At 69.1% G+C, this 26,616-nt stretch carries 22 protein-coding genes; 11 read left to right on the top strand and 11 right to left on the bottom strand.

Annotated features, from left to right (window positions below):
• Window positions 1-85 precede the first annotated feature (85 nt).
• Both Q333_RS0109945 and Q333_RS17725 read right to left on the bottom strand, forming a co-directional pair.
• A complete protein-coding gene (locus tag Q333_RS0109945; protein ID WP_029416660.1) occupies window positions 86-421 on the bottom strand; it encodes a VOC family protein in 336 nt (111 codons plus the stop codon).
• A 2-nt stretch (window positions 422-423) separates the two neighbouring features.
• Window positions 424-765, bottom strand: coding sequence for a TfoX/Sxy family protein (locus Q333_RS17725; protein WP_051651240.1), 342 nt, complete (start codon window positions 763-765; stop codon window positions 424-426).
• Window positions 766-853: 88 nt separating this feature from the next.
• On the opposite strand from Q333_RS17725, the gene Q333_RS0109935 reads away from it, so the two are divergent.
• Window positions 854-1,585: a helix-turn-helix transcriptional regulator gene (locus tag Q333_RS0109935; protein WP_029416658.1), complete on the top strand. Its 732-nt coding sequence runs from the start codon at window positions 854-856 to the stop codon at window positions 1,583-1,585.
• Window positions 1,586-1,601: 16 nt separating this feature from the next.
• On the opposite strand, the gene Q333_RS0109930 is transcribed toward Q333_RS0109935, so the two are convergent.
• Window positions 1,602-2,702: an acyltransferase family protein gene (locus Q333_RS0109930; RefSeq protein ID WP_162175584.1), complete on the bottom strand. Its 1,101-nt coding sequence runs from the start codon at window positions 2,700-2,702 to the stop codon at window positions 1,602-1,604.
• Window positions 2,703-2,875: 173 nt separating this feature from the next.
• Here Q333_RS0109930 and Q333_RS0109925 point away from each other — a divergent pair, with 173 nt between their 5' ends.
• Window positions 2,876-4,540, top strand: coding sequence for an alpha-amylase family glycosyl hydrolase (locus Q333_RS0109925; protein ID WP_029416656.1), 1,665 nt, complete (start codon window positions 2,876-2,878; stop codon window positions 4,538-4,540).
• Window positions 4,541-4,663: 123 nt separating this feature from the next.
• Here Q333_RS0109925 and Q333_RS0109920 read toward each other — a convergent pair whose 3' ends face one another.
• From Q333_RS0109920 to Q333_RS0109910, 3 genes are all read right to left on the bottom strand, one after another.
• Complete coding sequence (locus Q333_RS0109920; RefSeq protein ID WP_029416655.1) at window positions 4,664-6,148, bottom strand: hypothetical protein; 1,485 nt, start codon at window positions 6,146-6,148, stop codon at window positions 4,664-4,666.
• Between the two features lie 435 nt (window positions 6,149-6,583).
• Window positions 6,584-7,009: an EF-hand domain-containing protein gene (locus Q333_RS0109915; protein ID WP_157072428.1), complete on the bottom strand. Its 426-nt coding sequence runs from the start codon at window positions 7,007-7,009 to the stop codon at window positions 6,584-6,586.
• Window positions 7,010-7,109: 100 nt separating this feature from the next.
• Window positions 7,110-7,616, bottom strand: a complete 507-nt coding sequence (locus Q333_RS0109910; protein ID WP_029416652.1) for a hypothetical protein — start codon at window positions 7,614-7,616, stop codon at window positions 7,110-7,112.
• A 146-nt stretch (window positions 7,617-7,762) separates the two neighbouring features.
• Between Q333_RS0109910 and Q333_RS0109905 the strand changes: the two genes are divergently transcribed.
• Complete coding sequence (locus Q333_RS0109905; RefSeq protein ID WP_029416651.1) at window positions 7,763-8,464, top strand: response regulator; 702 nt, start codon at window positions 7,763-7,765, stop codon at window positions 8,462-8,464.
• Window positions 8,464-9,780, top strand: coding sequence for a sensor histidine kinase (locus Q333_RS16520; RefSeq protein WP_051651238.1), 1,317 nt, complete (start codon window positions 8,464-8,466; stop codon window positions 9,778-9,780). The genes Q333_RS0109905 and Q333_RS16520 overlap by 1 nt, the downstream gene beginning before the upstream one ends.
• Window positions 9,781-9,828: 48 nt before the next feature.
• On the opposite strand, the gene Q333_RS16515 is transcribed toward Q333_RS16520, so the two are convergent.
• Both Q333_RS16515 and Q333_RS0109890 read right to left on the bottom strand, forming a co-directional pair.
• On the bottom strand, window positions 9,829-11,406 hold the full coding sequence (locus Q333_RS16515) for a hypothetical protein (protein ID WP_157072427.1): 1,578 nt from the start codon (window positions 11,404-11,406) through the stop codon (window positions 9,829-9,831).
• A gap of 351 nt (window positions 11,407-11,757) precedes the next feature.
• Entirely contained in the window at window positions 11,758-12,186 is a 429-nt protein-coding gene (locus Q333_RS0109890) for a glyoxalase superfamily protein (protein WP_051651237.1), read from the bottom strand.
• 683 nt (window positions 12,187-12,869) lie between these two features.
• Between Q333_RS0109890 and Q333_RS0109885 the strand changes: the two genes are divergently transcribed.
• The 3 genes from Q333_RS0109885 to Q333_RS0109875 all read left to right on the top strand — a co-directional run bounded on the left by Q333_RS0109885 (window position 12,870) and on the right by Q333_RS0109875 (window position 19,384).
• Complete coding sequence (locus Q333_RS0109885; RefSeq protein WP_029416648.1) at window positions 12,870-13,841, top strand: FecR family protein; 972 nt, start codon at window positions 12,870-12,872, stop codon at window positions 13,839-13,841.
• An 89-nt stretch (window positions 13,842-13,930) separates the two neighbouring features.
• Complete coding sequence (locus tag Q333_RS0109880; RefSeq protein ID WP_029416647.1) at window positions 13,931-16,879, top strand: TonB-dependent receptor; 2,949 nt, start codon at window positions 13,931-13,933, stop codon at window positions 16,877-16,879.
• Between the two features lie 9 nt (window positions 16,880-16,888).
• Window positions 16,889-19,384, top strand: a complete 2,496-nt coding sequence (locus Q333_RS0109875) for a S9 family peptidase (RefSeq protein ID WP_029416645.1) — start codon at window positions 16,889-16,891, stop codon at window positions 19,382-19,384.
• On the opposite strand, the gene Q333_RS0109870 is transcribed toward Q333_RS0109875, so the two are convergent.
• From Q333_RS0109870 to Q333_RS16505, 3 genes are all read right to left on the bottom strand, one after another.
• Window positions 19,317-21,065: an asparagine synthase C-terminal domain-containing protein gene (locus tag Q333_RS0109870; protein ID WP_029416644.1), complete on the bottom strand. Its 1,749-nt coding sequence runs from the start codon at window positions 21,063-21,065 to the stop codon at window positions 19,317-19,319. The two genes, Q333_RS0109875 and Q333_RS0109870, sit on opposite strands and share 68 nt — an antisense overlap.
• Before the next feature lies 1 nt (window position 21,066).
• A complete protein-coding gene (locus Q333_RS16995) occupies window positions 21,067-21,684 on the bottom strand; it encodes a lasso peptide biosynthesis B2 protein (protein ID WP_029416643.1) in 618 nt (205 codons plus the stop codon).
• A gap of 308 nt (window positions 21,685-21,992) precedes the next feature.
• A complete protein-coding gene (locus Q333_RS16505) occupies window positions 21,993-22,481 on the bottom strand; it encodes a helix-turn-helix domain-containing protein (RefSeq protein ID WP_051651236.1) in 489 nt (162 codons plus the stop codon).
• Between the two features lie 228 nt (window positions 22,482-22,709).
• Here Q333_RS16505 and Q333_RS0109850 point away from each other — a divergent pair, with 228 nt between their 5' ends.
• From Q333_RS0109850 to trbB, 4 genes are read left to right on the top strand one after another with little or no spacing between them, the layout of a single operon-like run.
• The gene (locus tag Q333_RS0109850; RefSeq protein ID WP_029416639.1) at window positions 22,710-23,342 is read left to right on the top strand and encodes a GntR family transcriptional regulator; all 633 of its coding nucleotides are present in this window, start codon (window positions 22,710-22,712) and stop codon (window positions 23,340-23,342) included.
• Window positions 23,339-25,240 (top strand): type IV secretory system conjugative DNA transfer family protein, encoded by a 1,902-nt coding sequence (locus Q333_RS17980; RefSeq protein WP_029416638.1) that lies wholly within the window; start codon window positions 23,339-23,341, stop codon window positions 25,238-25,240. The genes Q333_RS0109850 and Q333_RS17980 overlap by 4 nt, the downstream gene beginning before the upstream one ends.
• The gene (locus tag Q333_RS0109840) at window positions 25,212-25,658 is read left to right on the top strand and encodes a hypothetical protein (RefSeq protein ID WP_029416637.1); all 447 of its coding nucleotides are present in this window, start codon (window positions 25,212-25,214) and stop codon (window positions 25,656-25,658) included. The genes Q333_RS17980 and Q333_RS0109840 overlap by 29 nt, the downstream gene beginning before the upstream one ends.
• Window positions 25,655-26,605 (top strand): P-type conjugative transfer ATPase TrbB, encoded by a 951-nt coding sequence (gene trbB / locus Q333_RS0109835; RefSeq protein ID WP_029416632.1) that lies wholly within the window; start codon window positions 25,655-25,657, stop codon window positions 26,603-26,605. The genes Q333_RS0109840 and trbB overlap by 4 nt, the downstream gene beginning before the upstream one ends.
• Window positions 26,606-26,616: the final 11 nt, after the last annotated feature.

Raw genomic sequence — 26,616 nt, 5'->3', positions numbered from 1 at the left:
GCATGACGAGGAATTGTTCATGGGCGCGCAAGGCCGCAGCCGGTGAAAGCTAAAGCGGCCAGGACAAAGAGGATGCGAGCCGCCATTAGTCCGCCTTAAGGGCGGCGAGCTCGTTGCCGCTCGGATCCCGAAAATGAAAGCGGCGGCCCCCAGGAAAGGCGAAGATGGGTTTGGTCACGACCCCGCCCGCCTTGCCGACCGCGTCTAGGGCGGCCTCTAGATCATCGACCGTGATGACGGCCAAGGGCGTGGAGGTGGCTTCACTGGCGTCGGCCTGCAGGCCCAGGTCCACATCGCCCGTCAGGGTGCACGAATAGCTCGGGCCGAAGTCGGTGAAGGCCATTCCGAATGCGTCGGCGTAGAAGGAGCGGGTCGACGACAGGTCGGAGGTGGGCAGTTCGACGAAGCTGATGCGAGACATCCTCAGTCCTTTGCGGCTTTCTTGCGGGGCTTCCGGGTCGAGGGTTTGAGACCTGCGGCGCTGCGCGCGATCCATGGGCGGAGGTCATCGGCGTCGGACAGCATCGCGTCCGGCACCAAAAGGTAGCTCTTGCTCGGAGGATCGTCCGGTTCATACCGGAGCGGCGCGACGCCCGGCACCACGCTTAGAGCCACGTGATCCGCGCCGCTCATCTTGAGCGCGAGACCCCGGTTCGAGAGAGACGCGAAGGCTTTTCCGGCGGCATAGCCGATGATCCCGCCGAACATCGGGCGAAACATGAGGTCAAGATCGGGCGGGCTCGCCGCCTCGAGGACGCGCTGCAACGCTCTTGGATCGTGCTCCACTGCCAGCCTCGCCCTCGGTTGATCAACACTAGCCATACACAGCCTCTCCTGACATCGTGATGTCAGGATGACACGCCGCGCCGATCGCCTGCTCGCCTTGCTCGAACTGCTGAGGGCGCGTCCGATCAACACGGCCGAGACGCTGGCGGAGACGCTGGAAGTCTCCGTGCGGACCATCTACCGGGACATCGACGCCCTGGCCGCGACCGGCGTTCCGGTGCGCGGTGAGGCTGGCGTGGGTTACATGCTGGAGGCCGGCTATCATCTTCCCCCACTCAACCTGACGGCCGAGGAAGCCGAGGCGCTGGCGCTCGGTGCCCGGGTTCTGGCGACCTGGAGCGACGCGGCCCTGGCGGGACAGGCGGCCTCGGCGCTGGCGAAGATACGCGCCGTTCTGTCGGACGCAGGTCAGGCCGGGGTCGATCAGGATGTCCTATGGGCGCCGAAATGGGTGGAGCGCCAATCGCCCAGGGTGGATTTGCTCGAGCTCAAGCGCGCCGCCCAGCGCCGGCGCGTTCTGGTGATCGACTATGAGGCGCTCAGCGGCGCGCGTACGACCCGCACCATACGTCCGCTGTCTGTCAACTTCTTCGGCCCGGTCTGGCTCCTGGCAGCCTGGTGCGAGCTGGCGAATAACTTCCGCTGTTTCCGGCTCGATCGCATCACCTCCATGGCGCCGACCGGAGCAACTTTTCGCGACGAAGACGGGAAACGGCTGGCAGATTTCAAACAGCTCAAGACGGCGGAGGCGAACGGCGGGGTCTCGCCACACCGACCGTCTCATGTCGGCCCGGCTTGAGACGCTCCAGTCCTCGTCAGACCGACGAGGATGTCTGCCCACTCCTGGTTGACCCATGCCCCAGGCTTTGAGCGGGCCGCTCGATGAAGCGGTGGGTGAGTGCAGCTCCGGCGAGGGTGACGACCAGGAACACGAGCGCGAATGTCCACGCGGCCTGAGGGGTTTGGAAGCGGAGCCCCGAGGCGGGTGCGCCGAACCAAAACAGCATGAACACCAGCCCGTGGACGAGGTAGATCGAATAGGAGATGCGTCCGAGGTAGTGCGGGACAGCCGAGGCGAGCGCACGGTTGAGCCGTCCCCTCGCGCTCGCGCCGACGAACACCAGCAGCGCGAAGAGCGGCACGACCAGCAGGTCGTTGGCGTCCAGGTGCATCACCATGAGGATGCCGGCCAGAGCCGACAACGCGAAACCGTCGGCGACGGCGGGTGACAGCCGGGGGAGGGACCGCCAGAGACGATACAACCCCAGACCGATGAGGAAGCCGCCGAGGCATCGGACCACGCCGTAGTCGAAGGTGATGTCGAGCGTCTGGCGGCCGACGGCGAGATAGAGACTGATCAGCACCAGGCCGCCGGCGGCGATGCAAATCGCGCTGGCGACAAGGCCTCGGGACGCGATGATCGGGATCAGCAGGGGGGCGACGGCGTAGACCCACCACTCCGCCGCGATCGACCAGGACACGATGTTCCACGTCAGGCCGGCGCCCGGCGCCATCGCATGGAGCATCAGGAGGTTGGCCGGCAGCGCCGCGGGCTTGAAGAAGGCGTCCCAGCTTCCGTCCCGAAGGCTCGGCCAAGCCGCGCCCGCCGCGACGGCGCCTGCGACAAGCAGCAGGGTCAGGACGAGATGCAGCGGATAGATGCGGAAGAACCGGGCGCGGTAGTAGCGCGCCGCCGTCCGCCAGCGGAACCCCGCTCCAAGGCGCTCCGCATAGGCGTGATGGATCACGAACCCGCTGAGGATGAAGAAGAAGTCGACCCAGAGATAGCCGTTGGCGATCAGGCCGCTCGACACCTTGGGCAGCAGGGTCCCCATATCGCGATAGAACAGGCAGACATCGATGTGGAACACCACCACGCCCAGTGCCGCGATCCCCCGCAGGGATGTGAGGGGCACCATCTCTCCATTCGCCAGACTGACATCTTTTGCAGTTTTTTGCATCAATTCCTGCACGGTAACTCCGAGGCGAATTCAGCGTTTGCTGGACTTATCCAGCCTCGCGGTCGAGCATAGGCCGGTGTGTTGCGATGTTTTGCAACCCGTGCGACGGTCCTCCGGGGAGGGGCCGGATGAAGATCGTTCAGACTTTCGCCCTGGTCGCGGCGTTGGCGACGGCGGGGTGGGCGACCGGAGCGTCGGCGGCGACGACGACGCCCTTCTGGCGCAACGCCACCGTGTACTTTCTGATGACCGATCGGTTCGCCAACGGCGACCCAGGCAACGATACGGCCTATGGGCGGGTGCGAGACGGGGACCCGCTACGATCGTTCGAAGGCGGGGACCTGAGGGGCGTCATCCAGAAGCTGGACGACGGCTATTTCCGCGACTTGGGCGTCGATGCGATCTGGACCACGCCGGTCATCCGCCAGGTGCGGCAGCCCTTTCAGGAGTACGGGAGGTCCTACGCCTTTCACGGCTATTGGCCCCGGGACTGGACGGCGGTCGACGAAGCCTTCGGCACCGAGGCCGACTTCGCCGAACTGGTGCGGAAGGCCCATGCCCAGAACATCCGCGTCATCGTCGATGTGATCATCAACCACGCGGGTCCGCCGATTGGCGAAGACGACCCGGCCTGGCCGCGAGATTGGGTGCGGACCGAGCCCGCGTGCGACTATGCCTCATATGCCGGCACGGCGACGTGCTTGATCGTGCCGGCGCTTCAGGACATCCGCACCGAGAGCGACGCTACGGTCGAGCTGCCGCCGTTTCTGATCGAGACCTGGCGGCGCGAGGGTCGGCTGGAGCGCGAGCTGGCTGAGCTGGACGCCTTCTTCGCGCGTACCGGACACCCCCGCGCGCCGCGCTACTACCTCATCAAGTGGCTGACCGACTGGGTGCGCGAGTACGGCGTCGACGGCTTTCGGGTAGACACGGCCAAGCACGTCGATCCCGAGGTTTGGGCTGAGCTGAAAGCCGAGGCCGAGCGCGCCCACGCCGAATGGAAGGCTGCCAACCCCGGCGCGCTCGCCGACGACCAGCCCTTCTACATGGTCGGAGAGGTGTTCAACTTCGGTCTGAACAACTTTCAAAAGTCCGTTGGCGCGGCCTACGACTACGGCGACCGCAGGGTCGACTTCTTCAACTACGGTTTCGACGGGCTAATCAACATGGGCTTTCCCACCCATGCCCGCGCCACTATGCCCGAGCTGTTCGACCAGTACGCCCGCGCGTTCGAAGGTGACTTCGCGGGCCGATCGATGCTGAACTACATCTCCTCGCACGACGATATGGAGCCCTTGGACCCCGAGCGGACCGATCCGTTCGAGAACGCGATCAAGCTGATGCTCGCCCCCGGCGCCGTCCAGATCTACTACGGAGACGAGCTCAGCCGACCGCTGGTCGCGCCCGAAACGACCGGCGACGCTAGACTCAGGACGCCGGTGGACTGGTCAGTCATCGAGACGGGCGAGGGTGCCGCCATCTTGGAGCACTGGCGCAGACTAGGGCGTTTTCGCAACCGACATCCCGCGATCGGCGCAGGCAAGCACGTAGAGCTCTCGCGGGCCCCGTTTGTCTTCGCCCGGACGCTCGAAGAAGAGGGAATCGCGGATCGCGTATTGGTGGCCCACTCCGCAGATGCGGACTTTGCGAACGTGCCGGCGGGCGGGATGTTCGCAGACGGCTCCATCGTGCGTGACGCCTACACCGGCGATCTCTGCGATGTGCATGCTGATAGGGTCGTTTGCCGCACGCCAAGGCAACTCGCCCTCTTCGAGGCGACAGGTCTGCCCTAGCGACTTTGAAGGTTCGGCCGCCGGTTTACGGTGAGGAGTGTCGGCTTTTCAGCAGAAGGCCAATGTCTGCTGGTGGCGCGAAGCGGACGGTCCAGGGCTGAAAGCCGTGCGCACATCCCTCCGTCAACGGGGCGTCCGGCTAAGACGCATCTGCCCTCTGCGCACGCCCACGATGACCGAACCATCGGAAGCAACGGTTTGCTGATTGCCCTGGTCGGTGAAGGCGTCCGAGGTTTCCAGCGGGATATCGAGACGCAAATCGCCGGTGTCGATGTCGAGCCCGCGATACGCCAGCTGGCACCCGTTGGCTCGTCCGGAACCATAGACCAGCTTGGTCGCTGACGACGCCGTTGGGATCCCGTTGAAGTGAACGCTGGCGTTCGCCCAGACCAGCTCGAACGCTCTGGCAGTTGGGTTCCAGTCGACGCGCTGGACGCCCTTGGGCGGACTGCAGTCAGGGTTGAACCCCGCCCACTGCGCGATGAAGATGCTGTTTCCGAGCGCCGCAGGCGAGTTCTCTGCCGTGAAACCCTCACCCTCCGGCGTCGACAGCGGCAGTGCGATGCGGCCCGCCAGCCTGCGATCCTGATCGGCGAGGCCTCGCCAGTCATCGGGAGGATCGTCCCGCCAGAAGCCGACGAGGTTGTTGTTGGGCGCGTGACCGTCGGTCATGACCACCAGACCGTCCTCCCGCGTTCCGATCAGGGTCGGGGTGGTGCCGGTGCCGGTGCAGATCATGCCGCGAATGGTGCGCAGACGCTCGCGCAGCCGGGATTGCCGGCGAGGCTCTCGGCAACCCGGACCACGGAAGTCATATGCCGCCTCCCAAGCCGTCGAGAAGCGGACCCCGTCCCAATCAAGCGCCGTCACGCCCTGCTGGTTGGAGATATAAATGCGGCCCGTCTCATCCAAGGCGAAGGCATTGTGGTAGCCGTAGCCGCCTGCATCGCGGCGCGTCCCGATCGGGGCGGTCGCGACGACGCGGCCGCTCGCCGGCGAGATTGCCGCGATGCGGTTGTCCTCCATGAGAATGAGGATGTGACCGTCGTAGCTGATCGAAAAGTGGATGGTCAGGCGGCCGGCCTCGCGCGGCACCTCGATGACTCGGTCGATCACAAGAGGGCAGCGGGGACAGTCGGGGCGGGCGTCGCGGAGGACATAGAGACTGTTGCGGCTGATGCTCGTGGTGATGATGTCGCCGTTCGCGAGCGGCGCGACATACCAGTCGAAGTCAAACCGCCCCCGCGGGATCGGGACGTAGCTGACCTGTTCGAAGCGGTCGCCGTCGAGCAGCCATTTGACGACACCGGTCTGGACGCTGCCCAGCGCCATTTGGGAGCCGTTGCTGTAGGGTTCGTCCAGCACCGTCCAGGGCGAGGTCCCGCCCTCCGGGTTGTCCAGACGCTGGATCCGGATGGCGTCGCCCGGCGCGATGGCGTCGAGCGCGCCAGCCGCCTGGGCATAGCCGTTTCGGTGAAACAGTGGCCAGGTCGAGTCCGCCAGGGCCGGGTTGCGCGGCGGCTCCATATCCTGAACCGGTGGCCCCGCAGCGGTCACCAATCCCAGACTGAGCGCCAGGCCGCGGAACAGCGCGTCGATGGTGATCATGGCAGGCTCCTGCGCAGCGATCAGCGGCAGCGGGCATAACGATCGGGTGATCGTCCCGGCCCGCCCCGGACGCCTGGAGGATTCTCCCAGTTGGTTCCTGGACCGCCGACGGGTCCGGGCGGATTGCCGTCCGGATCGGCCCAGCAGCGCGCGCGGGTCCACCATCCATAGGTCGGGTGATACCAGCCCAGCTGGGGATTGAAGAGGTAGGCGCCGCGCGGAGTGAAGACGTAGCGCTGACCGTGATAGACGAAGACGCGATCCGGGAGGCGCCCGGGCCGCCAAGAGCGCCCGGCGGGTTCTCCCAGTTCGTTCCCCGGCCCCCCCGATATCCAGGCGGATTGAAATCGCGATCCTGACCGGCAGGTCCGGAGAGCGCGAGCGCGGCGGTAATGGCGATGGCAGAGATCATGGTGAAGTGTCCTCGGGTTAGGGTCAGGGGCGATCGAGGAGATTGCGCAGGGCCTGGGCTTCCGCTGGATCAAGCCAGCCGTCGCCATTGAGGTCGGCCTGACCAAAGCGATCGCCTCCCAGACTGCGGAACTCGGCCGCGTCGAGGGCGCGATCGCCGTCACGATCGGCCACTCGAAGTCGTGCCAGAGCTTGGCGAGGATCTCTGCGCTCACCCGGCGATCGTTGGGCGGTTGCGGCCAGGGCCCGGAGTTCACCGACGACGATCCGTCCATCGCTATTGCCGTCCAGCCGCTGGAACAGGGCATCGCGCCCCGCATCGACCTCTCGCCGCGACAGGCGTTGGTCGCCGTCCAGATCGAGCCTGCCGAAGACATCAGCCACCTGGGCCACGACCGGTGTGACAACAGCCAGGCTGACCAGGATCAGGGAAAGAGACAAATGGCGCATTTCAACTCCAATGAGGATGGACGCCCCGACCAACGGGGGGGGGCAGTGGGTGGTCGGGGCGTCCTCGGACGAGCCTCAGGAGGCGGCTCGTCGAACCGGTTCAGTAGGGACGGACGGTGCTCGAGGACCGGGTCTCGCCCCCGTTGGTCGTGAGCTCGCGGGTCACCACCACGCTGTCGCCGGTGTCCAGGGCGGTGACCTCGCGGCCGTAGCCGCGGCCGGTCGAGCTCTGCCCGGATGCCGAGCGATTGTAGTAGCCGTCGTCGACGGACACATCCCGTGACCAGGATTGCGTCACGCCGGACCGGCCCGTGCGCGACGTGCTGGAGACATAACCGTCATCGGTGCGGGCGCTGGAACGGTACCGGCTGCTCGCCCACGGCTGGCCATTGATCTGGCCCGACCGTTCAATCGAGGCCGACCCGCGGCTGCGAAAGATGTCGGCCTGGCGATCCGCGGTGACCCGGGGGCCCTGGAAGGTCGAGAAGCGCTGCCGCTCGCGGGACTGGGCCTCGGCCGTGGCGGGAAGCAACGCCGCGCCGAGCGCGGCGGCGGAGGCGACGACCGTCAGGGTCGCGAGCAGACGGCGGCTGGGGGAGTGGGTCATGATGTTGGCTCCTTGAGCGATCGGTGAAACCCCGACGACAGAACCCTCCCACGGCCACGTCCCAGGGGGATTTCGGGCGGGCGCCGTCGTGTAACAGAAGGTATCCGGGGCTTTGCCGTGACCGAGCGGGGTGTCATTCCAGTCGCATGGCCGCTGCTTCGCGCATCATCATCGTGGAAGACGATCCGGAAATCCGGTCGCTGGTCCGCGCCCTTCTGGTTCAGGAGGGGTACGTCTGTGAGGCGGCGGAGGACGCCGAACGGTTCTGGCGGATCGCGGCGATCGATGCGCCAGACCTCGTCATTCTCGACATCATGATGCCGGGCGAGGACGGTCTGAGCCTCTGCCGCCGGCTCCGGGCGCAGAGCGACGTCCCGGTCCTGATCACCTCGGCGCGGGCAGAGCCGCTCGACCGGGTCATCGGCCTGGAGATCGGAGCCGACGACTATCTCAGCAAACCCTTCGAACCCCGGGAGCTGATCGCTCGCACTCGCGCGCTGCTGCGTCGGACGCGCTCCGCTCCGCGCCAGCGTGGGGCCTCCTTCGGCGGCTGGCGTGTAGACTATGGTGCTCGATCGCTGACCTCGCCCGAAGGCGAGATCGTCGAACTGACCTCGGGCGAGTTTGATCTTCTGGCGGTCCTGACCCGCCATCCCCTGCGCGTGCTGAGCCGGGATGACATCATGGACGCCCTGCACGGTCGCTCCGCCGACGCCTTCGACCGGTCTATCGACATTCAGGTGTCCCGGCTTCGCCGCAAGCTGCGCGACGACCCACGCAGTCCCCAGCTCATCCGCACCGTCCGCAACGCGGGCTATCTCTTTGCCGTCCAGCCGGAAGCGTCATGATGCGCATCGGGCTTGGCGCGCGTCTGACGGTCGGCATCGTGGGCGGTCTGGTCGTGATCCAGGGCCTCGGTCTGGCCGCCGTGCTCTGGATGCGAGAGCCGGAAAGCGGGGCGTGGCGTCCCCCCATGCCGTCACGCGTCGCCGCTGCGGCCGAGGCGCTCGATGCGTCCCCGCCCGCGATCCGTGACGCCTATCTCATTGGACTGAACGGCGATCAGACCCGCTTCTTCATCAGCGACGGTATTCCGGCCGGTTACCGGGTGCACGAAGGGCTGGCTCCAGCCCTGTATCGAGGCTACCGGCAGGCGCTCGCCGACCGCGAGTTCCTGGTCCTACGGCCCGAGGTCGCCCGGGAGTGGCGACCGCGCGGCGCCGTCCTCAGCCAGCACGCGTTTTCCGTCGAACTCGCCGACGGGCGCCGTCTCAATGTCACGCCGGGGGTGTCCCAGCGCAGGCGCGGCCTGACCACTGTCTTCCTTGTCGTCGCCTTCGGCATGGCGGCGCTGTCGGCCATCTTCGTCGCCCGCCTGATCCGCCTCGCGACCGCGCAGCTGGAGTCCCTGTCAGAGGCGGCGGATTCTTTCGCCGCCGATCTGAGCGCTCCAGCGATGGCGGAACGCGGGCCCGAAGAGGTTCGGCGCGTCGCCGTGGCCTTCAACCGCATGCAGGCCGAGCTGCGCCGGCTCATGGCCGAACGTCTGAACATGCTCGCTGCGGCCGCCCATGATCTCAAGACCCTGCTCACGCGGCTTCGTCTCAGGGTCGCGGGGCTCGAGGACGAGGCGCAGCGGGCCAAGGCGGACGCCGACATCGCGGAGATGGCCGGATTGATCGAGGACGTCCTTCTGGTCGCCCAAGGGGAAGCGCGACAGCCGCGGCGCGAAGTCGTCAACCTCCACCGCTTCGTCGAGGACCTGGTCACCATGCGCCAGGAACTCGGCCAGGCGGTCGGCGCGGATCGGCTGGAGATCGCCTACGGCCTGGCCGAGCCGGCGGCGCTCAGGCGCATCCTCGATAACCTGATCGACAATGCGCTGAAGTACGCAGGCGGCGTGTCTCTTGGCGTCGGATCCGCAGCCGACGACCGGATCGAAATACGGGTGATCGATCACGGTCCGGGTCTGCCCGCGGACTTCGCCGCTCGCGCCTTTGAACCCTTTGCCCGGCACGAGCCGTCCAGGAACCGCGCAACCGGGGGAGCGGGTCTGGGGCTGTCCATCGCGCAGACTCTGGCCCGGCAGATGAACGGCGACATTGTGCTGACGCCGACGCCGGGCGGCGGGCTGACGGCCACGGTTCTGCTGGAACGGCGCTAACGGTCCCATTTCCCTGAGGGGCTGCGCGAGCCGGGATACGAGCGGCGGTCAGCGAACGCGGATCATGCGGGTGCGGCCGGAGTAGACGATGGAGCCGTCGGCGGCGACCGAGTGGTTGTTACCCTGGTCGAGAACCGCGTCCGAAGCGCCCAGCGCGACCCGGCCCGTCTCGGCGCCCGTCGCCAGATCCAGAGAGGTGTAGGCGTAGCGATCACCATAGCGGCCCATCCCATAGGTCTGACAGGGCGTTGTCAGTTCGCAGGCGATGGTCGGGACACCATTGAAGAGGATGCTGGGGTTGGCCCACACCAGTTCGAAGCGGCGCTGTTCGGGCCTCCAGTCGACCCGTTGCACGCCCTTCAACGCATCGGCCCTGGGGTTGAAGCCCGCCCACTGGGCCACGACGATGGCGTTGCCCAGCGCCGCAGGCGAGTTCTGCGCCGTGAAGCCCAGCCCGTCCGGTGTCGAGTACGGCAAGGCGAAGACGCCGGCCACGCGCCGGTCCAGGAAACGGCCCGGGCGGTTGGGGTCCGGCAAGGGCCGCCAGTCCGCCGGCGGCTCACCGCGCCAGAAGGCCACGAGATTGTTCCTGGGCGAATGACCATCGACGATCACCATGATGCCGGAGACTGGATCGCCCAGCAGGGTCGGCGTCGTGCCGGTGCCGGTGCAGGTCTCGCCATTGGTAACGGCACGGATCTCCTCCAGCCTCGAACGATCCAGCGGCACGTCCTCGCAGCCGGGGCCGCGCATGTCGTAGGTCGCCGACCACGCCAGGCTGAAACGGCCGTTGCGCCAATCGACGGCCACGGTCTTGTTCTGAGCGGCGACGAAGAGGCGGCCCGTCTCGTCGATCGGGAAGGAGTTCTGGAAGCTGGCTCCGCTGTCCGTGGGCAGATCGAAACTCGCCAGAACGGTCCCCGTCTGCAGGTTCACGGCAATCAGGCGATCGGCGTCGGTCAGGGCGATGAGAACGCCGTCGGGCGCGAGGGAGAAGTGCGACAGCAGCGATCCATAGACGGTCCGATTGACGTCGATGCGCCGCTTGATCTCGAGCCGGGATCGAGGATCGCCGGCGACTGCGTCGCCGAACACGATGAAGCGGTTGGTCCTGCGTTCGGCGACCACCCCGGTCCCGCCGCGCAGCATCAGAATGCCCCAGTCGGTGTCCGCCACGTTCCGGTCCAGCGGCAGAAAGCTGATCGCCTCGAACGTGTCATCCCTGATCAGATACTTGGCGACCCCATCGTTGGGCGTCGTCAAAACGGGCTGAGAACCATCCGCATAGACTTCGCCGAACACCGTCCAGGGCGAGACATAGGGCGAACCGCCAGGGCTGGCCGTCTGGGACGCGATACTCTGGGACCGGTCCGCGACGCCCGGACCGACCGTGGCGGCGGTCGCGGTCGCGTAGGTGTTGGCGTGGTAGATCGGCCAGGTCGAGGCCGCCAGGAACGGGTTGAGGAACGCCAGCGGCGATGAGGTTGGCGGCGGAGATGGAACCGACGGGTTCGGTGCCGGAGACGGTGCTCCGATCAGGGCGCCTTCTGGTTCGGCACCGTCCCCACCACAGCTGGAGAGGAGGGCCGCGACAACAATCACGGTAGCTGCATGTCGAGCTCTCATCGGCGCCTCATCAGATTGCAGAGCCAGCGCGGGTCACTGTCTGGGGAGCATGCCCGAGGCTCCTGCGGCTGATGGGGCTCTAACCCTTGGACGGCCGGCTTCGATGTCTGACCGGTTTCGACGCGTAACGGTGCGTAACAAGAAACAGGCTGCCGGTTGGACAGGGGCGACAGAGCCCACCCATTTGAATGGCCGGTTCTGGCCACCGTGAGAATGTCCGCTGTTGGCGCGAATCGGACATTCGTATCCAATCGCCGATTCTGGCTGAGTGGCAGTTCGGAATGTCCGCCGTTGGGAAGCTGGTCGGATGTTGTTGTGAGGTCTGCACCTGGCTCCACGTAGACAGCCGCCTTAGTGCGTTGGCTGCCAACGGCACTCGGATGTGTAAATCCAGCGGGCACCATCGGTGTCGATCCAATCGCCGTCCGGCTCTCCGGTAGCGTCCGAGCCAAACCTGATCACGTTACCCTCGGTGTCCTCAACATGCAGCTCGCGGGCACCCCACGGGTAGTTTGCTGGACCGGTCCGGACAATCGCGCCCTTGGGCGCAATCTCGTCATGCAATGCATCGACGTCATCCACCCCCAGATAGAGCCAAGCTTCGCCTTGACCCTGATCGCCTGTTGCTAGCATGATCGTCGCCTCTCCACGGCGCACCGAGGAAGAGTATTCATCTCCCCATTCGCGGCTAAACCCGAGAATGTCCGTGTAATAAGCCAGAGCCCGCGCTTGGTCAGCGACGCGCAGGATCGGCGTGGTCCTGCCGAATGTCACGCTCATGCGAGCTTCCCCGCTTCTTGCGTTAGGTACCCTATCATCAGACAGCGTTCCGACCAATCATGAGCGTCGGAGCCACGGCCTCTGAAGCGGCGAGCCGTCGCATTTGGACTCGAATGTTCGCTGCTAACCCCTCAGGCCTGACGTCTGCTCATCAGTCATCTTCCAGACGCCGATCGTGACTGGTAGGTCCGCTAAGGGTCGAAGGCGGTCCATGGCGGCAGGCCGGAGAGCAGCTGCTGGCATCCGTCTGAATGTCGTATTTTCGGAGGTCATTGAAAGACAGCTTCTGGCGCAGAGACGATGCAGACTGTCGTGTGGCGCCGTCGTGAGACCGAGGCAGCGAATGGCGCCGATCGACCCGCTTTTTCGGTTTCCTGAAGAGGCGAAGCATGCCCGACGTCGGTGGGAGCGGGTGATGGCTGGGGTCCCTGTGACCCGTTCCGGCGGCCGCCTGAATCAACTCGGTTCGCCGTCTTGGAGGCGACCGTTTGGTCCGCGACGGCGCCGGCTGGCTGAACGCCGCCCGGTCCCGTGACGCTTGCCTCAACCGGCGCGAGATGGCTTTCTCTGGCCGGTGTCGACGCAGAGGCAGCCTCGACGGGCGGTTGCGCATGGCGAGCGCCCCAAGCGGCGCACCCGCAGGGCGCATCCGGCCAGGTCGATCCAGGAGTGGGGACGGGCTCATGAGCGGCGACAAGGCCCGCATGGAGGCAGCGGAACGCGAAGCGGCCCAGTGGCACCAGACACTGTCCGCTCCGTCTGTGAGCGAGGAGGCGCTCGAGCGCTTCTTCGCCTGGCGCGCCGACCCCGTGAACGCCGACGCCTATCGCCGCGTCGAGACCGTCTGGGCCGCGACCGGGGCGCTCGCGGGCGACGCCGATATCCAGCAGGCCGTCAGCGAGGCGCTGAACCGCAAGCGCCGCGAACGCGCCATCGCTTTCGGCTGGACCGGACCGGGGACGCTCGCCGTCGGGCTCGGCGTGGCTGTCGTTCTGGCCTGGTCGGGCTGGAGCTGGTGGAGCGGGCGCGGACTGTACGAGACCCGGATCGGCGAGCAGCGGCTGGTGCAGCTCGCCGACGGGTCCTCGGTGCGGCTCGACACGGCCTCGGTCGTGCGCGTGCGCTATGCCGCCGATGGCCGACACGTCGAGCTTGTGTCCGGCCGCGCCTTCTTTGACGTCGCGCCGGACAGGCAGCGGCCTTTCGAGGTCCGGGCGGGTGAAGCTTCGGTCACGGCCGTCGGCACCGCCTTCGAGGTCTGGCGGGGGTTGGAGGACGTCGAGGTTGTCCTCGTCTCGGGCGTCGTCGATGTCCGGGGCGGGGGATCCGGACCCGTCGAACGGCTTGAGGCGGGGGAGGGGGCCCGCCTGGCGGGTTCGACGATCGAGACCGCCATGGCCGACATAGAGGCCGAGACGAGCTGGACCGAAGGCCGGCTGGTGTTTCGCGACACGCCGCTCGCTGCGGCGGTGGTCGAGGTCAACCGCTATCTGCCACGCGGTGTCGTGCTGGAGGCCGCGGGGCTCGCCCGGACGCCGGTGACCGGCGTTTTCCGGGCCGGCGACCGGGCGGCCTTCACCGCCGCCGTGGCCGAGGCCTATGGGCTTCAGGCCCGCGAGCGCGGCGACGGCGTCATCGTCCTGTCGTCGCCCTGAAACTTTTTTGCGTCGGAGCTCCGGGGTTACCGGGGGTCCCGACCGTCTCTTGTTCGTCGCCACGGGGGCGGCGGAGGAGAGACACGCCTATGTATCGTTCGAGTCTGCTGGCCGGATCGGCCCTGGCGATGGGGATCGCCGGCATCAGTGTATCGGCCTGCGCCCAGGACGGGCGAGACTTCGCCATCGCGCCCGGATCCCTGGGCGAGGCCCTGACGGCCTATGCCGCCCAGGCCGACCGCCAGATGCTGGTCCCCGGCGACCTCGTCGCAGGACGGACCACGGCGGGGCTTTCGGGCCGAATGGATGCCGACACCGCGCTCGATCGCCTCCTGGCCGGGACGGGGCTCGCCTGGTCCCAGACCCGTCCGGGCGTGATCGTGATCGGCCGGGACGATCCTGCCGAGGCGCTCGATGTCGGCGAGACGGTGGAGCTGGAGGCCGTGGTCGTCACCGGGACCCTGTTGCGGGCCTCGGGCGAGCTGGCCTCGCCGGTGCTCGCGCTGGATCGCGATGCGCTCGACCGGAGCGGATACGCCACCGTCGCCGAGACCCTGGCCGCCCTGCCGCAGAACTACGCCGGATCGGCCACCCCCGTCGTCCAGCTTGCCGCCTCCGACCGCCAGGGCTCCAACGCGACCGTGGCGACCGGCGTCAACCTGCGCGGCCTGGGACCGGCCTCGACCCTGCTTCTGGTCAACGGCCGACGCGTCGCAGGGACCGGCTTCCGCGGTGAGTTCGGCGATGTCTCGGCCCTGCCGTCCGCGGCCGTCGAGCGGGTCGACGTGCTTCTTGACGGTGCCAGCGCGCTTTACGGAAGCGATGCCGTGGCGGGCGTGGTCAACGTCATCCTCAAGCCCTCGATCGACGGCCAGGAGAGCCGCCTGCGCCTGGGGGCCGCTGAGGGCGGGGTCGAGGATGTCCTTGTCTCCCACCTGTTCGGGCAGCGCTGGTCGGGCGGAGCGGCCTATGCGGCGCTGGAGTATCAGAGCGTCGACGGCCTGAGTTCTCTCGACCGGCCCTATACGGCCGACGGCGACCTGCGGCCCTTCGGCGGCTCGGACCGGCGCAACCTGTTCGCTGCGCCGGGCAATCTGATCGCCTTTGACGCCGCGACCTCGACCTATCGACCGCTGTTCGCCATCAGGCCAGGCGCTTCGGGCGTGGCGGCCACGCCGGCGGACTTTGCGGCAGGCGTCGCCAATCTCCAGTCCGCCACCCTCGGGCAGGACCTCCTGCCCGAGATCGAGCGCTACAGCCTCTATGGCCGGGTGCGCCAGGCGGTCGGCGAGCGTCTCGACCTGTCGGCCGACGTGCGGGTCAACCGCCGCGACTACAGCCTCACGGGAGCGCCGGCGATCGGGGTGTTCGCGGTCACCCGCGCCAATCCCTTCTTCGTGTCCCCGACCGGGGCGGCCAGCCATATCGTCGGCTATGCGTTCGATCGCGACCTCGGCAACACCCGCCAGAGCGGCCGTTCGGAGAGCCTGGGTCTCACCGCCGGGTTTGACTGGGCCCTGAGTGACGCCTGGGCGCTCGACGGCTATCTCGCCTTTGCGCAAGAAGAGGGCCAGAGCCGCGTCGCCGGTCGGGTGCACAGCCGCTTCCTCAACGAAGCGCTCGGCACAACGCCGGACGATCCGGCGACCACCTATCGCGCGGCTGTGGATGGCTTCTTCAATCCCTTCGGCGCGGGCGGTGCCAACGGGCGGGCGGTGCTGGATTTCATCGGCCAGGGCTTCAGCGGGGCGCAGGACCGAAGCACCGCCCGTTCGGCCAACCTGCTTCTGACCGGCCCGCTCCTGAACCTTCCATCCGGGACCGTCGATCTGGCCATCGGCCTGCAGTGGCGCGAGGAGACTTTCGAGACGGCGACCGTCGCCTTCGCCTCGACGCCCGCGCCGGTCGAGACCCGCACCCCGGAGGTCGGCCGCTCGATCGCGGCTGTGTTCGCCGAGGCCCGCATTCCGCTGGTCGCGGGAGGGCCGGGAAGGCCGGGACTGCGCCGCCTGGAGGTCTCGCTCGCCGGGCGGGTGGAAGACTACGACGACTTCGGCTCGACGGCCAATCCCAAGCTGGGCGTGGTGTGGGAACCGGTCGAGACCCTGACCGTGCGGGGTTCCTGGGGAACCTCCTTCCGGGCGCCCTCCCTGCCGCAGATCGGCGACGCGGAGGTGGCCTCGGTGACCTTCCTGCCGCGCACAGACGGGGCCCGGGTTCTGGCCCTCTACGTCTACGGCGGCAACGCGGACCTCGAGCCAGAGACCGCCGAGACCTGGACGCTCGGGCTGGACTGGCGCGGGCCCGCGGGCCTGGAGATCGGCCTGGGGGCCTTTGAGACCACCTTCAGCGACCGTAACGCCCAACCCGCGACCGAAAACCTCACCGGTGTCCTGACCGACCCGACGCTCGCCCCCTTCGTGCGCCTCGTCAGCCCGGGGACCAGCCCCGCGGACCTGGCGCTCGTCCGGTCCTATGTCGGGCGTCCGGACTTCCCCTTCGCCGGCCTCTATCCGGAGACGACCTATGGCGCGATCGTCGATGGGCGCTGGGTCAACACCGGCGAGGTGCGCGTTCGCGGCCTCGACCTGACCGCGCGCCGCACCCTGACGCTCGGCGGCGGGGACCTGGCGCTTGACGGCTCGGCTTCCCTCATCCTCGACTACGACACCCGACCGACTCCGGCCGCGCCGGTCCGCGACGTGGTCGACCTCGTCGGCTACCCAGTGAGCCTTCGGGCTCGCGCCGGCGGGGTCTGGTCGCGCGAGGCGCTCAGCCTGGGGCTCTTCTGGAACCATGTTTCGGACTACCGTGACCGCCTGGGAGCGCGCATCGACGCCTGGAACACCTGGGACGCCCAGCTGCGCTGGTCGCCGGCGACGGGACGCTTCCAGGGCCTGACCGCGGCCCTGTCCGTGACCAATCTGTTCGATGCCGATCCGCCCTTCTACGACGCCCCCAGCGGCTTCGGTTTCGATCCTGGCCAGGCCAGTCTGGTCGGACGGACGGTGGCGCTGCAGCTGATCCGGCGCTGGTGAGCCCGGACCATGACCGGTTTCATCATCCGCCTCCTGGCGGCGCTGGCGCTTGCCTGGCCCACCCCGGTCCTCGCCGCCGAAGGCCAGGCCGGGCTCCCCGGCTCACAGGCCCGACCGCTCCGGGTCGAGGATATCGTCTCGACCGAGGCCATCGTTCGGGCCTCGATCTCGCCCGACGGACGCTGGGCCGTCTATGAGCGGCGCGCCGCCTATGACCAGGCCCCCCGCTATGACCTGGGGCCGCGCTCCCTCTGGGCCATCACCCGGCTGTGGCGGATCGACCTGCGCGACGGCGGTCCTCCGCAGCTTCTGGTGGCGGATCCCGCCGGAGGCATGGTGCTGGGCCCCTGGAGTCCGGACGGTCGTCACCTGGCGGTGTTTCATCTGACCGGCGCGCGGCTGGAGATCGGCGTGGTCGAGGTCCAGACGGGCGCGGCCTGGTGGACGGGGGCGACGCCGGACCTGCCGCTGCTCGGACAGGCAGCGCAGTGGGTCGATGCGGACCGGCTGGCGGCGACGGTCCGGCCGGATGGCAGCCCGCCCTTCCTCCTGCGCTACGCCTCCCCCGGCCCGGCCGCCCTGCCCGATCGCTGGGCCCGGACCGCCGAGGGGCGGGCCGCGTCCCGCACGGTGATCGAGGCGCGGGACGGCGTGGCGATCGGGCCACCCGAGCCCGACCGGGCGCTGGTGATGTTCGATGTCGGCTCACGGGATATCCGGACACTGATCCAGGGCTCCGTGGCGGACTTCGCCGTCTCGCCGGACCAGCGCACCATCGCCGCGCTCCAGGCCGATCGACCCGTGCCCCAGCGACTGGACCAGGTGGAGCAGATGGGCCTGGAACGAACCCACCGTCTGACGATGGTCGACCTCGCGACCGGGGTTCGCCTCGAGACCCTCCCGGGCCTGGACGTTGCGCCCCACCTCCTCGCCTGGTCGAGCGACGGCGCCGAGGTCCTGATATGGACCACCGCCGAAACCGGCGAGGGGCGGCTGGTCGCCGTGGCTCCCGACGGCGCCACCCGGGTGTTCCGGCAGGATGGTCTCCTGGCCTTGCCGCCTGGACGACGGCCCGATCGCCTCGGTGGCGTCCGGGCCGGCTGGCTCGGGCGGGACCCCGTCCTCCGGGCGTCGGACGCGGCGACGGGGCGCGCGGACTGGCGCAAGCTGGACCCTGACCGGTCTCCCGTCGCCCTGAGCGGAAGCCTCTCGGCCGCCGCGGGTCGGATTTCCGCCGTCGCGGACGACGGCCCGCGGCTGGTCGCCGAGGGTCGGCTGTGGCGGTTGACGCCGGAGGGGGCGCGGCCGGTCGGGTCGATGACCGGCCTCGCCGAGCCCGTGATCGCCGATCTCGAACGGCCCTGGCGGCTGCGCGTCAACGCTCCGCCGAGGCAGGACTGGACCGCAGCCGTGGCCGCCGATGGAAACGGGTTCGTGCTGGGTGCGGACGGGACGCCGCGGCTTCGAACGCCCGCGACGTCGCGCGATGTGCGCTGGCTCGCCTTTGGAGCGGACGCCATCCTCTGGCTCGAACGCGACGGCCTGTCCGAGCGCCTCAGGCTGACCGACGCGCGGGGGTCGCGCGAGATCGACCGGGTGAACGCTGGTCTCAGCGGGGTGGTCCTGGCGGCCCCGGACCGTCTGGAACACCCCGACGCAGGCGGTCGGCCGACGGTGAGCCTCGTGTATCGGCCGCCGGAGGGGACGCCGGTCCGCGGGGTGGTCGTCGAAGTCTATCCCGGACCGGCCGCCCCCGAACCCTGGTCCGGCCCCGCGACCCTGACCTATGGGCTGCGGCCCCAGGTGCTCGCCGGCGCGGGCTACGTCGTGCTCGTGCCGGCCCTGCCGCTCGATCTGCCCGACGCCCAGTCCGGCGAGCGGCTCTCCGCCGGAGTCGATCGCGCGCTGGACGCCCTCGCGGCCGAACATCCGGATCTGCCGGTCGATCGCTCGGTCGTGGTCGGACACAGCTGGGGCGGATACGCGGCGGCCGCGATCGCCACCCGCGCGCGGCGTCATCGTGGTTACGTCGTCTGGGCGGGTCTCACCGACCTCGCCGGATACTGGGGTGAAGCCTCGCCGACCGGGCGCTACAGCCCCGCCGACGGGCTTAGCCTGCGCCAGCAGGCCGGCTGGGTGGAAACGCGTCAAGGCCTGTCCGTCGGTCCGCCTTGGCGCGACCCGACCGCCTGGGCCGCCGCCAGCCCGTTTCTTCAGGCCAACCGGATCACCGAGCCGGTGCTCCTCATCACCGCCGACCAGGATTTCGTGCCTATGTCCCAGGCCGAGCGGCTGTTCGCCGCCCTCGCCCGGATGGGACGGAGAGCGCGCCTTGTGACCTACTGGGGCGAGGAGCACCTGTTGTGGAGCCCGGCCAATATCCGGGATCTCTACGCCCAGATTTTCGCTTGGCTGGAGGAGACGCTGAACCCGCCGTCTACCGGCCCGGATCCAGGCGCGCCTCCCACGTCCGAACCCAGGCTTCCACAGTCGCCGCCGTCATGATCTCCGCGTAGCCGCCGCGCCACATCAGCGCCTCTCGGGTCAGCCGATCTTCCAGGCACTCGCGATCCAGCAGGCCCAGGGCGACAAGCCGACCCTCCAGAAGCCACGATCGGAGAAAGCCGAGGCCGCCCAGCACCATCCCCCCGTAGAGCCGGGTGAGATCGCCCTTGGAGCGACGGGCGAGGATGGCCGGCGGAAGGCGATCGGTGAAGGCCAGTCGCGCCAGTCCCCGGTCGCGGCCGCCATGGATCAGCTGATCGGTAGGGATCTCCAGGCAGGCTTCGACGACGGGAAGGGCGCAAAGAGGATGGCGGGGGTCGATCCGCGCGGACTGTCGCGACGGGCCATGACGCCCGATGTTGTTGAGGATGCCGGCGATCTGCATCGCCTTGCCCGGCCCGAGGCGTCCTGCGCCCTCGAGCCAGGCGGGCAGGGGCGGCAGCGGCAGGTCCGGATTGACCAGGCCACGGTCGCCGAGAGGGTGGGGATCCGGCAGAGCCGTTCTTCGGCGGGCCTCGAGCGCCAGGCTCCAGACCGAGCGCTCCGTCGTCCGGGCCAGCCCCGGAAGATCGGACCAGAACAGGGCGCGCGGGCCGAGGCGGGTCCACCGGTCGGCGAGTGGCTCGGGACCCAGCCCCTGGACCAGGACGGAATCGCCGCCCTTGCCCGTCAGAACCGCCCCGGCTCCCGCCTCGACGATCCGCGCGGCCCAGGCCTCGTCCTGACGCAGGTCCATGGCATTCAGGCCCGGTCGCAGCCCCTGGGAGATCGATCGCAGGCCGGCCTCGTCCGGCGGTCCGCTCGCCAGGGACTGGCTGACCGGAGCGATCCCCAGCCGCGCCGCGAGCTCGGCGACGAACGCGCGCTCGTCGGATTCCGCCGAGGAGCCGTGGGCGTTGAGCCAGACACGCGGGGACTGGCCCTGGGCGACAAGGCTGGCGGCGACGAGGCTGGAATCGAGGCCGCCTGACACCTCCGCCGCGATCGGTCCGCCGGCCCCCGCCAGCCCCCGAACGGCTTCGTCGATCGCCGAGACCAGATGTCGTGCGGTGGCGTCGATCGGACGGTCAGGGCGGCGATCCGCGATCCGGACCGGACGCCACAGGGGGACCACACGGCCGGGCAGGGGCAGTTCCAGCAGGTCCCCTGGACCGACGCTGACCGGTCCGGCCAGGGCGAGCGGACCGACCGCTGCCAGCGGATCGACCAGGAGGTGGCCGAGGCGGGCGACATCGATCCGCCAGGCGGGTTTGAGGGTGCGGTGAAGCCAGTCGGGCCAGGTCGAACACACCAGCGTCAGCCCGTCCTGGCTCCAGACCAGGGCTTCCAGGGCACCGGAGGGGTCGCGCAGCACCGCGCCCAGCTCGCCCCCCGGCGTCAGTCGCACGCCGACGAACCGGCCCCAGATGCGGGCGAGCAGCTTCTTCTCATAGGCTGCGGAATCGTCCGCGCCGATCCCGTCGAACACCGGGTGGTCTCGATCGAAGGCGTCCCCGATCAGCCGCCAGGGACCGACGCCAAGCACTCGCGGCGGATGCGGTCCGCAGGTGAACACCTCCGCCTTGGGGGACAGGGATCGAGGCCGCCATCCGTCCTCGCGGGCGGCCTGGCTCAGCGCCGCACGGACCGGATCGCCCGGGACTGGGGGATGTGGGCCGACGACGAGAACGAAGTCTCCCATATCAGGCGACGAGGATCGGTGTGTAGCGGCTCACCCGCTCCAGGCGATCGCCCACGACGCCGTCGCCGATCTGGAGCCAGCAGTGGGCGGCGAAGGGCCAGGTCCGGACACCGAACACCCAGGCCGGATCGTGACCGCAGGCGCGCAGCCAGTGGCGCAGCTGATAGGCGGTCTGCAGGCATTCGCCCTCGAACGGGATCCAGGGGCGGACGGCACGATGGGCCGACAGCGCGTCGACGAGCCGCGCGCTTCGGTGCCGGGGAGGAGCAGACGGGGCGAGCAGGCCCGAAAGGGTCCAGCTGCGAAAGGTCAGCGTGCTCGCCATGAGCCGAGACGCGCAGAGCATCACCAGGAGGGGGCGCGTCGGCGCCTCTGGCGCGATGGCCCGGGTGGCCGGCGTCCACGTCCGGCGGCCCGGAGACGGGCCGGGGGCGGCGAGACCGGCGTCCACCAGGGCCGCGGCATACTCGGGGGACGCGACGGTCAGGCTCTGGTCCGGTTCGATACGGAGCCAGGCGCCGCCATCGACGAGGCAGCTGTAGGCGTCCGTTCGCAGGTCCAGGACGACGATGTCGCTCCGGACTTGGGCGAAATGAACCTTGGGCGCGGGCCAGAGCATGAGGGGAACAGACGCGGGGGCGTGCGATCGGACGGCCGCGCGCGACCGTCCGATCTCCGGTCAGCCTTCGACCGTGCGGCTCGGGAAGATGCCCATCTCCAGATACGGGCCCGGCAGGGCGTCGCGAGTGAGGGCACGGGCGTCGCCCAGACGGACAAGGCGGATCAGCGTGGTCATGGCAGTCTCCTTCTCTTGATCGCCACGGGTGTGGCCCGATCAGAAGACGTCTCGTCCAGGGATGTGTGAAGCTATATCTCAAATATATTTCAGGAACTTAGTGAGGTCCCGGGATTGGCCGGGGCAGGTCTTCAGCGCCGTCCTGGTCCGGGTCGACCGGCGTCCAGAGCCTCAAGACCCTCGCGCAGCCACCGCCCGGCCGGATCGTCTGGCCCGCCCTGGGCCACCAGGCGATCCGTCATCGCGGTGACCGCCGACACCAGGGTGCGGACCTCGAGATCGGCGAGCCGGTCCCCGAGCGCGGCGTCAAGGTATCGAAGCCCGATCATCAGGATCGACCCAAACCGATTGTCCGCCGCCCGGGCGGCGAAGGCGGGGGATCCGATGAGCACGGCGAACAGCACGGCGTGAGGATCGCAGTCCAGGGCCCGCGCGAAGCGGTGCAGGTAATCCATGTTGAGCCGGGTCTCTCCCGCCTCGAAGCGCTCATAGGTGCGGGTGGGCAGATTCATGCGCCGCGCGACCTCGGACGTGGTCAGCCGACGCCGGGCGCGGGCGGCCTTGATCGCCTTCGAAAGAAGGGCGCCGTCTGGCAAGCCGGAGCGGACCGTCTCGGACACGTCGCAACCTCCCGTTTTAATCCTCGGGGTCCAGGGATGGACTCCGGTGACTGCCGTCGCCAGGCCCGCGTCAAGCCGGTAGCGGCTGAACCCGTCAAAAAGCGTCGGTGACACCGCCGGTTCCCGGCGGACACTGCGACGAAGAGTGGCGGGTCTGGCCCCGGCCATCCGACAACCCATTGGCGAACCGTCGTCCCTGGGTGAGAGAGCCGGGCTTCGGAGGACGCCGTGACCCGACGACACGACCCGTTTTCTTCAGCGCTCGCGAGCCTGCGCGCCCGGATCGAAGCCGGGCGCGACGCCCCGGGCCAGCCCATCGTCATCCAGGACGAAGCCCGGCGCCTGCGCCTTTCGACGACACCCGTGCGCGAGGCCCTGGGCTGGCTCTGCGGTTATGGCCTGGTCGAACGGGGCCCGACCGGAGGCTTTTTCGCGCCCCGCATGGAGGCGGCGGACCTCGCAGACGCCTATCGCTTTCGTCTCACCTGCCTCTCGGCCGCGGCCGAACTGGGCGACCCGCAGGTGGCGGCGACCGCTGACAGCTCCGGCCCGGTTTGCGCGAGCGTCGAGGGCGTCATGGAGGACGCCGTTCGCGCCACGGGCAGTTCCGCCCTGCTAAGCGCCTATCAGCGGATCGCCAGTCGTCTGGCCCCCTTCCGGGCGGCCGAGCGCGCGGTTCTCGGCGAGGACGACATCGACCGGTCCTTGCTTCTTCGGCATCCGCCGGAAGGCGCAGGACCCCGATGGCTGGAGGGCCTGCAGGCCTGGCATCAGCGGCGGATCACGGCTGCCCCTCGCCTGGTCATGGTCGCCGGACGCCTGCGCGACGACGTCGACAGGGGAGGGGAGGCGACGCCATGAGGCCGTCCGCGCGCTGGATCGGGCTTGCGATGGGGCTCGCCCTCGGCTGTCAGGCGGCGGTCCAGGTGGTCGCCTGGCGGTATCACCATGCGCCCGCCCTGGGATCCCATCTGAGAGTCTTCGAAGACACGGTCCTTTATCCCCCTTGGGCCCTTTGGACCTGGAAGGCCCGCTTCGGGGCCGAGATCGACCCCGTCCTCTCATCGACCGCCCCCCTCGTGCTTCTCGCCGTCGTCGCCGGTCTCGGGGCGGGGACCGCGCTGGACGGCGCGGGCCGAAGCCGGCGGGTGCGCGGCTGGGGCGGTCTCGCCGAGGCCCGAAGGGCTGGCCTGCTTGAGGACGGCGGGGCCGTGCTGGGCCTGATGGAGGGGCGACTGCTGGCGACATGCGACCTGCGCCCGAGCCTGGTCGTCGGCGGAACGCGCAGCGGCAAGGGACGGGGCCACGTCGTGCCAACCCTTCTGTCCTGGACCAACAGCGTGCTCGTCCATGACCCCAAACGGGAGTTGTGGGAGGTCTCCGCGGGCTGGCGCTCGCGATTCTCCCACGCCCTCTACCTCGATCCCCGCAGACCCGCCTCCGCGCGCTGGAACCCCCTGGCCGAAATCCAGCCGGGACCGGGCGAGTTGGCCCAGATCCAGCGCCTGGTCGCCATCCTCTCCGATCCGGGGGGACGGCGGGACGACGAGGCGATCTGGGACAAGGCCGCCTCCGAGATCCTCGCGGCCGTCATCCTGCACGTCCTCCACGTCGCCGAGGACGAGGCCAAGACGCTGCTGACGGTGCGCACCCTGCTGGCCGACCTCGATGCCTCGGCCGACCTCATGCTCAAGACACTACATCGGACCGGCCCGGACGGCGCGCCCGAGGTCCATCCCTTCATACGCACCGCCGTCACCGGCTATGCAGCCATGCACGACCGTTTCCGGACCTCCGTCCAGGGCACGGCGCGGTCCTATCTGGCTTGGATGGCCGGCGACGAGCTCGAGCGGGTCCTGTCCGCCTCGGACTTCACGCTTGGGGACCTGATGTGTGCCGAGGCGCCCCTGTCCCTCTACGTCCAGGCCGCGCCCGGCGACGCCGCCGCGCTCCGCCCCTTCCTGCGGCTGTTCTTCTATGCGGCGGCCCAGGCCCTGACCGTCGACGCCCGCCACGACGTCACCGGACGCGCCAAGCGTCATCGGCTCCTGATGGTCATGGATGAGTTTCCGCTGCTCGGACGCCTCTCCTTCTTCGAGAAGTCCCTGAGGCTGATGAGCGGCTACGGGGTCAAGCCGATGCTCGTCGCCCAGTCGTTCAACGACATCGTCGAAACCTACGGGGCCAACAACACCATCCTGGACAACTGCCATGTCGTGACGGCCTTCGCGGCGCTGGATCCGCTCACCCAGGACAAGGTCTCCCGTCTCAGCGGCAGCGTGATCGAACACCGCCGCAGCGCGAGCGGCCCCGCGGGCCTCGGACCCGGCCGGACGTCGGTGTCGCGCGCCGAGACCGACCGGCCCCTGCTCGAACCGGGCGACATCCGGGGCCTGGCCGACGACCGCCAGGTCATGTTCGTGGCCGGGCGAAAGCCCCTGCTGGCCAGGAAGCTCCAGTACGACCGACGCGCACCGTTCCGGGGGCGGGCGGGGCTGGCCGCGCCGGATCAGGCCCAGGGCCTGGACGGGCCTCTGGCGCCGATCCATCCCTGGACGGGCCGAAGGGCCCTGGGACAGGACGCCGAGGCCACCCTGCCGCTGTTCAAGGAGGTGACGGCGGCCATGACCGACAAGGCGACGGCCCGCAGGGTCGCCGCGATCTTTGGGAGGGTCACCGAAGAGATGGCCGCACAGGAAGCGGCCCTCGATCATCTGCAAGGAGCGCGTGATGCCCCGGACACCCGTCAAGGCACATAGGGTCCAGGTCTATCTGACCGACGCCAAGATTGCCGCCGCCCTCGCCCGCGAAGCCCGGGCCGGCCGCATGCCCGTGAGCCAGGCGGCCGGCCAGGCCATCGCCCGCGGACTACGCGGCGCGCCACGTGCGGACCCCGAGGACCGCCTGCTCCGGCTCGAACTGGGCCTGCGCGACCACATGCGCGCCATGGGGCGCGACATGCAGATCGTGCAGGAATTGGTGGTCGAGCTCGCCCGGGCCTTCTTCCTGCGCCTGCCCGATGTGGCGGCGGATGACGATCCCCTTCTGCGGGCTTCGGTGGAGGCGCGCATCGAGCGCCTGCTCGACGCCACGGCAGCGCGCATCGTCTCCGGCCGGTCGCGGGACGCCGTGCACAGCGCCGAGGCGACCCTGGACGCGCAGAGGACGGTGCCATGACCCGCCATCCGGTCGCGGCGGAGCGCCGGCTGGAGGCGCTTCGTCATGCCCTCGGTCCGGCCGTGCTCGCCGCCCTCGAGAGCGATGCGGTCGTGGAGATCCTCGCCAACCCCGACGGACGGCTGGTGCTGGACCACCAGGGCATCGGGCGGGAGGACACCGGCGTGATCCTCGCTGCCGAGGCGCGCGACCGGGCCATCCGCCTGATCGCCGACCACATCGGCGAGCCGGTGACGGAGGGTCAGCCCCGCCTGGCAGGCGTCCTTCCGACAGGGGAACGGTTTCAAGGCATGCTGCCCCCGGTCGCGGCGGCCCCGACCTTTTCCATCCGCAAGCGACCGGCCCGCATCTGGAGCCTGGACGATTATGTCGGCCAGGGCGTGATGACGCGGGCGCAGGCCCAAGCGCTGCAGACTGCCGCCGAGGGCCGCATGAACATCCTCGTCTCTGGCGGCACCGGATCAGGAAAGACCACCCTGGCCAATGCGATCCTCGCCGACCCGGCCTACGCCAGAGACCGGGTCTTCCTGATCGAGGACACGCCGGAACTCCAGGTGAGCGCCTGGGACCAGGTCGCGGTCATGACCCGACGGTCGCCGCCCATCGGCATCGCTGATCTGGTACGCGACGCCCTGCGCATGCGGCCCGACCGCATCGTCGTGGGGGAACTGAGGGACGGGGCCGCCGTGCTTGAGACGCTCAAGAGCTGGAACACCGGCCACCCGGGCGGCATGTCCACCGTGCACGCCAACACCGCCCACGACGTCCCACGCCGACTGCTCGACCTGTTGGGGGAGGTCGTGGCCACACCCGGGGCCCGATTCATTGAACAGGCCGTGGACCGGATCGTCCATATCGCGCGAACCCCGACCGGGAGACGCGTCCAAGGCGTGTTCGCCGTGCGCAACGGCGCCGGGTCGACCCTTGCTCTGGAGGCCCTGACCTGATCCGTCCAGAC

Source organism: Brevundimonas bacteroides DSM 4726 (genome assembly GCF_000701445.1).
In the GTDB taxonomy this organism is placed as follows: domain Bacteria; phylum Pseudomonadota; class Alphaproteobacteria; order Caulobacterales; family Caulobacteraceae; genus Brevundimonas; species Brevundimonas bacteroides.
The sequence above is the reverse complement of the archived record's forward strand: the minus strand, read 5'-3'. Positions and strand labels throughout refer to the sequence as shown.

Excerpts from the sequence above, each read along its gene's own strand:
- Q333_RS0109945 (WP_029416660.1), bottom strand. The coding sequence starts at position 421 with ATGTCTCGCATCAGCTTCGTCGAACTGCCCACCTCCGACCTGTCGTCG.
- Q333_RS0109935 (WP_029416658.1), top strand. The coding sequence starts at position 854 with ATGACACGCCGCGCCGATCGCCTGCTCGCCTTGCTCGAACTGCTGAGG.
- Q333_RS0109925 (WP_029416656.1), top strand. The coding sequence starts at position 2,876 with ATGAAGATCGTTCAGACTTTCGCCCTGGTCGCGGCGTTGGCGACGGCG.
- Q333_RS0109920 (WP_029416655.1), bottom strand. The coding sequence starts at position 6,148 with ATGATCACCATCGACGCGCTGTTCCGCGGCCTGGCGCTCAGTCTGGGA.
- Q333_RS0109915 (WP_157072428.1), bottom strand. The coding sequence starts at position 7,009 with ATGCGCCATTTGTCTCTTTCCCTGATCCTGGTCAGCCTGGCTGTTGTC.
- Q333_RS0109910 (WP_029416652.1), bottom strand. The coding sequence starts at position 7,616 with ATGACCCACTCCCCCAGCCGCCGTCTGCTCGCGACCCTGACGGTCGTC.
- Q333_RS0109905 (WP_029416651.1), top strand. The coding sequence starts at position 7,763 with ATGGCCGCTGCTTCGCGCATCATCATCGTGGAAGACGATCCGGAAATC.
- Q333_RS16520 (WP_051651238.1), top strand. The coding sequence starts at position 8,464 with ATGCGCATCGGGCTTGGCGCGCGTCTGACGGTCGGCATCGTGGGCGGT.
- Q333_RS16515 (WP_157072427.1), bottom strand. The coding sequence starts at position 11,406 with ATGAGAGCTCGACATGCAGCTACCGTGATTGTTGTCGCGGCCCTCCTC.
- Q333_RS0109890 (WP_051651237.1), bottom strand. The coding sequence starts at position 12,186 with ATGAGCGTGACATTCGGCAGGACCACGCCGATCCTGCGCGTCGCTGAC.
- Q333_RS0109885 (WP_029416648.1), top strand. The coding sequence starts at position 12,870 with ATGAGCGGCGACAAGGCCCGCATGGAGGCAGCGGAACGCGAAGCGGCC.
- Q333_RS0109880 (WP_029416647.1), top strand. The coding sequence starts at position 13,931 with ATGTATCGTTCGAGTCTGCTGGCCGGATCGGCCCTGGCGATGGGGATC.
- Q333_RS0109875 (WP_029416645.1), top strand. The coding sequence starts at position 16,889 with ATGACCGGTTTCATCATCCGCCTCCTGGCGGCGCTGGCGCTTGCCTGG.
- Q333_RS0109870 (WP_029416644.1), bottom strand. The coding sequence starts at position 21,065 with ATGGGAGACTTCGTTCTCGTCGTCGGCCCACATCCCCCAGTCCCGGGC.
- Q333_RS16995 (WP_029416643.1), bottom strand. The coding sequence starts at position 21,684 with ATGCTCTGGCCCGCGCCCAAGGTTCATTTCGCCCAAGTCCGGAGCGAC.
- Q333_RS17980 (WP_029416638.1), top strand. The coding sequence starts at position 23,339 with ATGAGGCCGTCCGCGCGCTGGATCGGGCTTGCGATGGGGCTCGCCCTC.
- Q333_RS0109840 (WP_029416637.1), top strand. The coding sequence starts at position 25,212 with ATGCCCCGGACACCCGTCAAGGCACATAGGGTCCAGGTCTATCTGACC.
- trbB (WP_029416632.1), top strand. The coding sequence starts at position 25,655 with ATGACCCGCCATCCGGTCGCGGCGGAGCGCCGGCTGGAGGCGCTTCGT.